At 61.0% G+C, this 6151-nt stretch carries 3 protein-coding genes; 2 read left to right on the top strand and 1 reads right to left on the bottom strand.

Translation table 11 applies throughout. The features are described from left to right. The coding region (locus AC1DWI_RS11250) for a hypothetical protein (RefSeq protein WP_477724846.1) at window positions 1–741 on the bottom strand (741 nt) is incomplete at its 3' end. A 481-nt stretch (window positions 742–1222) separates the two neighbouring features. On the opposite strand from AC1DWI_RS11250, the gene AC1DWI_RS11245 reads away from it, so the two are divergent. Both AC1DWI_RS11245 and AC1DWI_RS11240 read left to right on the top strand, forming a co-directional pair. After that, a complete protein-coding gene (locus AC1DWI_RS11245) occupies window positions 1223–2926 on the top strand; it encodes a ShlB/FhaC/HecB family hemolysin secretion/activation protein (protein ID WP_477669281.1) in 1704 nt (567 codons plus the stop codon). 41 nt (window positions 2927–2967) lie between these two features. After that, window positions 2968–6151, top strand: a 3184-nt coding sequence (locus tag AC1DWI_RS11240) for a two-partner secretion domain-containing protein (protein WP_477724845.1), incomplete at its 3' end; no start/stop codon positions are given.

The following is a 6151-nucleotide window of genomic DNA, read 5'->3' as shown; positions in this document are numbered from 1 at the left end:
AACGACGGCCGTGCCGGCCGCCCAGCTTTCGAATGTCCGGAACTGGTCGAAGTAAGTGTGTTCCGGGTCGGCATGGATGTTCAGGTTGATGCGCGCACCGGCGCGGCAGGCGTCGCGCGCGGCGCCCCACAGGCCGCTCCAGACGAACTCGGCCTTCAGGGCAGGAGCCGTGTTGACGAAGTACTGCTCGGCGTCCCGCCGCCGGGGCGTGTCACCGCCCAGCATGATGATGTCGCGGTTTCTCTGTGCTTCGGGAAGGGGCGTTCGCATATGTTTACCGGCCACCATATAGGGCAGCTGGCAAGTGGCAAGTGCCGGGAAATGCTGTGCGAGGTAGCGCGCTATGGAGGAATCCATCGCCAGCACAGCGTGCAAACCGGGTGCGATGACGTCGAAAAGATCGGTCTTGTACCGATGCACGGTAGCCCGTGCATTCTTTGTCAATGGATCAAACATCCACAGCACGTGCTTGCCGTTGCGCGGGAGGCCCTGCACGGCAAAACGGGGCAGTGCATAAATTCCGGCAATCAGCAGGTTGACGTCGCAGTGGCCGACATCGGGCAACGGCGCGTCGGTGCTGGTGCCCAAGTCAATGAACTCCACGTCATGGCCTGCCTCCACCAAAACATCCATCCACAAGCGCGAAGCGTTGCCAAACAAGGTGTCGATGTCGGTGTAGATGTGGATTTTCAACGCGTCTTCCTGCGGCTTCTTTGTGTTGCTCTTCAGCTTATAGCGCAAGGCGCCAAGGTGGCCAGGGCCAAGCAGGCGTTGGCGATCCGCAAATAGACCGGGAGTCATTGCCGCTGTGATCTTGTCATCGCCGTTCGACGGTCCGAATGGCGGCGCTTGTCGTTCCGGCAATGCCATCCGTGCGCGGTATCGGGGACCTGCGGCAAAACTTTACACAACGCACCTGGATTTCCTGGGGAATTCTTCACCGGCAAGAAAGATTTTCAGTAAGTCAAAGGTAACTGAATGTATGTATTTGTGGCTCTAAATGTAACTAATAGGGCCGCGTAATGTGGGCAGAAAAGCCCTTTTGGCAAAAACTGGGGCGAAATCATTACATAAGACCGTTGGTAATTAATCACTTTTTCTCCCTTGTATCAGGTTTCACAATTGGTTACCGTGAATTAGTTCACAAAAAATACAGCCCGCAAGTGTCGAATCACAACACCTGCAGGCACTTCGGAAACCTTGATTTTCAACGGGGCTGGCGATGAAGCGTATCGATCATGTGGGCGTGCACAGCATGTGGACTGGTGCTTTTTCTGTGCTCATGGTCATTTCGACAACTGCGCTGGCGCAGCAGGCCCCATCCACCATTGACCCCGGCCGGGTTCGCGAGCGTTTTGACTTCCAGCCCGAGCCCGGCGCCTCAGCGGCACCTCCGGAAATCAGGACCGAGCCAACAGGGCCTTTGCCTGAATCACTCAGGGCCATCAGGGTCACGCTCAGGCGCATTGATATTGAAAGCAGCACCGTACTGCCCGGTGGCGTCCTTCAGGCGAATGCGGACAGCTATACCGGACGGGAGATTTCCGGCAGCGAGATTCTGCAACTCGCGTCTTCGCTCACCGCGATGTACCGTAACGCAGGCTACATCCTGTCATTGGTGGTGGTGCCGCCGCAGTCTCTCGCCGACGGTACGCTCACCCTGCGTGTGGTTGAGGGCTACATCGACAAGGTGAACATTCGGGCGGGGGACGATGTCAGTGCCCATGTGAAGGAGCAGCTCGCAGCCATCGGCGAGAAGATCAGGGCGTCGCGGCCCATTCAGGGCCCCGTGCTTGAGCGGTACCTCCTGATCGCCAATGATTTTCCGGGTGTCGAGTTGCGCAGCGTGCTGGCCCCTGCGCATGCGCCGGGTGCGGCTGACCTCACACTGATCGCCAGCGTGAAGAAAGTCGAGGGCTTCGCTGCCGCCGACAACTATGGGTCGAAATACCTCGGCCCCGCCGAGATCGGCGTGGAAGTGAACATCAACCAGTTGCTGGGCGTCAACGACCAGTGGCGCTTTCGGGGCATGAGCAGCGGCAACTCCGAGCTGGCCTATGCACAAATTTCCTATAGCCAGGTAGTCACGACAGAGGGTCTCAAACTGTCCGCTGCCGTGTCCAGGGCTCGCACACGTCCGGGCGACATCCTGACGCCGTTTGATATGCGTGGCAACGCGGACACGACGACGGTCTCTGCTGCGTATCCGCTGCTTCGGACCCGCAATGAGAGCGTGACTGCAAGGGCAACGTATGAGCACACCGACGTGCAAACCGATGTGTTGGGCACCCGGGTAATTGAAGATCATCTCCGTGTGCTGCGCCTGGGGCTTGGGTGGCGAGTGCTTGACCGCCTGGGCGGGCAGAACTCGCTGGATGTGGATTTCAGCCAGGGACTGGGTGGCACCCAGGAATCCGATCCGCTCAAAAGCCGGGCAGGGGCCAAAGGGGTGTTCAACAAACTTACCTTCGATTACGAGCGTACCCAGCCTCTTGCTTCGAACCTTGCACTTACGCTGGGCCTGAGCGGGCAGTGGGCCAACACCCCCCTGCTTTCGTCGGAGCAATATGCGGTGGGCGGCCGGCGGTTTGGGCGGGCCTACGAGCCTGCTGAACTGGTGGGTGAGCGCGGGCTGGCGTTTCGCGCCGAACCTCGTTATTCCGGTTCCTCGGACTTCGCGGGCTTCAGGTCATGGCAGCTCTTTGCCTTCTATGACATCGGCAAGGTCTGGACGGTGGGCTGTACTTGTGTGGGCATGCCCAACAGCCAGAGCCTGGCATCGGCAGGGCTGGGGACTCGCCTCTTCCTTCCACGGAACGTGGTGGCTGCGGTGGAGATCGCCTGGCCCCTGACCAAACCCATCGCGAGTTACCAGCCCCACGGAAAAGACCCCCGGCTGCTGGGCACGCTGCTGGTGCGCTTTTGATGATTTGTTCAATGACTTTTCTTTGCCTCAAGAGGTGATCCATGAACGCTAAGCTGAACTCCCCGAGTGCTTCCACTTCCGGCCGGCGCCGGCGATCTTTTGCGCTGAAGGCCCTTCCGGCGGCGGTCGCCATGCTGTTCTCGCCGCCAGGCTGGCCGGTTGACATCGCCGGTGGCGCAGGCCTTCCCCAGAACGGCACGGTGTTTTCCGGCACGGCCTCAGGCTCGGTTTCGGGCAACCAGCTCACCATCAACCAGGGAACCGACCGCGCCGTGGTTAACTGGGGCTCGTTCGACATCAACCCCGGAAAGATGGTGCAGATCAACCAGCCCAACGCAAGCTCGGCCATGCTGAACCGCGTGACCGGTGACGCCAGCCCTTCCCAAATACTGGGCAGCCTTTCGGCCAACGGAACAGTGATGCTGATGAACCCCAATGGTGTGATGTTCGGGCAAAACGCCGTGATCAATGTGGGCTCGCTCATTGCCACCACGGGCAACATTGATGTCAACAACTTCATCAACACCGGCGGCGCACAGATCACCGGGGCCGTCGGCAGTATCACCAACCATGGCAGCATCACCGCGCAAAATGCCGGCCTGGTGGCTTTGGTCGCGCCGTCGGTCACCAACCACGGCAGCATCACCGCCACCGGCGGCACGATTGCCCTGGCCGGCTCAACCGCCGCCACGGTCACCGTGTCGCTCAACAGCGGACTTTATGAGTTCGCCATACCGGGCGGTGCAACGKGTTTGAGCGTGTCCAATATGAACCATGCCAGCCTGAACGGCGAGACCCTCTTGCTGGGCGTTGGCGATGCCGCCAACCTGCTGTCCGGCGTCATCAACCTGGAGGGCATTCAGCAAGCCAGCAATGCCATCGTGGTCAACGGCCATACGGTGGTTCTCAAGTCGGTACTGGACGCAACCCAGGTCAGCGGCAATGCAGGCCAGGTCGATGTGTACAGCGGGGCACGTATCCAGGACGCCGTCAACATTTCAAAGACAGGCACACCAGGAGCGGGGGGCTCTGTAGATGTTCACGGAGGCGCTTATGCCGAGCAGGTCACCCTGAACAAGGCCAACCTGACACTGACAGGCCTGGACGGCGCAAAAATCGTGGTCCCCGATGCCGGGCAGGTTAACGGCATCAGCATTACCGCCAACAATGTGACGGTCACCGGGATGGAGATCGCCGGGCCTGTTAACCAGCCGTACACAAGTTATGCGTGGGGCTCCAATATCAGCCGCGGCATTGCGGTGGCCAATGGCGTCACCGGTTTCACGATCAGCAACAACAACATCCATGACGTGCGCAACGGCATCCTGATCGACGGGCGCAACACGGGCAGTGTGACAGGCAACCGGATTGAAAATACCAAGAGCGCCATCTCCGTGCAGTACACCGACGGCAGCGGCATTGGCATGGCCGGCAACAGCCAGGGCCCGGTGGGCAACGAGTGGGGCCTGAACCTGCACCTGAACGGGCACGTGGTTGGATCGAATCCCAACCCTGTCTCCAACAGCATGCCCATCGCTGCCGCTCCTACCCTGTCACAGCAGCAGTCTCTGCTGGACCTGAGCGCGGCCAATGGCGGCTGGTCCGTGCAGGACCAGGCGTACACATCGTCCAACCGCACGCACGTGACGGTGGCTACCACGGGCTCTTCGGGCGCACAGGGCAGCGTACTCACCCCGCTGGGAAGCATCCAGGGCGGCGTGGATGCCGTGGTCACGGGCGGCACGGTGAACGTGGCGGCCGGCAACTACAGCGGCAGCGTCAACATCACCAAGTCGCTGACGCTGGACGGCGCGGGGGTGGGGCAGACGGTGCTGCAGTCCGCCGCCGCAGGCAGCGGCGACGCGGTCACTATCAACAATGCTTCCAACGTGACGCTCTCCGACCTGTCGATTGCCGACTACCTGTACGGCTTGCGCATCAACGGTACATCCAACGACGTGACCGTCAATCGCGTGGCTTTCAACAACAACACCTTCGGCATGCGCAACGGCACCACGACCCGGGCCGACAACTTCCGCATGCTCAACAGCACCATCACCGGCGGACAGATCGGTGTGCAGACCTACAACGGTTACCAGATGGTCGGCGGCGCTCCGGTGGCCACGGGCTCTTTTGAGAACGCATTGTTTGAGAACGTCACGGTGGACGGCCCCAGCTTCAAGGGCTTTTATCTTGAAACCGCGAACAACCTGACTCTCAGGAACGTCGCCGTCCTGAATGCCGGCAACTATGGGGCGCCTGCATCTTCATCGCTGCATAAACGTTATGGCGCCGGCATCGACATCAATCTGAAATACGACAACTTCAATGCGATCAATTTTGACAACGTGACGGTCAAAAATTCTGGCGCGAGTTCGGGTGATCCGACGGCTGCGGCGGTGGTCATCAAAACACGCGGAATCGCCGGTGACAGCGCCGATTACACGGCCGCACCGGCCAGCCTGCAAAGCGTCAACATCTCCGGCGGCAGCATCGAGGGTTCCAGCCGGACAGGCATACGCTTTGAAACCATGAGCAATGGCCATGGCGGCCAGCCCACGGTCGCCATCAGCGGCGGCACCCAGTTCAAGAACAACGGGCAGGACATCTCGGTGGACGCTGTTGCGGTTGATGCTCGCGGCGCTGTCTTCGACGGTGCGGCCGACGGTTTTGCCATCGAAGACCGCGTGACCCATGCGCTCGACACCACCGGGCGAGGCCTGGTGACATGGACGGACGGCAATGTCTATGTCACGCAGGCCAGCGGCAGCATCCAGAGAGGCGTCAATGCCGTGGTTGCCGGCGGCACGGTCAATGTGGGCGGCGGCACTTATGTGCAGCCCTCCACGCTGGTGGTCGACCGTAGCGTGACGCTGGCCGGTTCGGGCCAGGGATCGACCGTGATCGACGCACGCGGCGTCAGCGGCTACGGTATCAACGTGACAGCCGACAATGTCTCGCTGAAGGACTTCACACTTTACGGCCCGAGTGCCAACGTAGCCGGGTCCTACGGCATCAAGGTAGCACCCGTCGGAGACGCATCAGCGCGGCTGCGCAACTTCTCCATCAGCAACGTCACCAGCCGGGGCGCGGGCCGGGCCGAGCTGGACCTCAATGGCGTTGACGGCGCGCTGATCGACCGTGTGACGGCCGACGGCGCCCCGGTGGGCAACAACACCGGCAGCACGCAGGGCGCCGGCATCCAGCTGACCGACAGTGCCAACG

The organism is Polaromonas sp. P3_C2 (assembly GCF_056402675.1).
The sequence above is the reverse complement of the archived record's forward strand: the minus strand, read 5'-3'. Positions and strand labels throughout refer to the sequence as shown.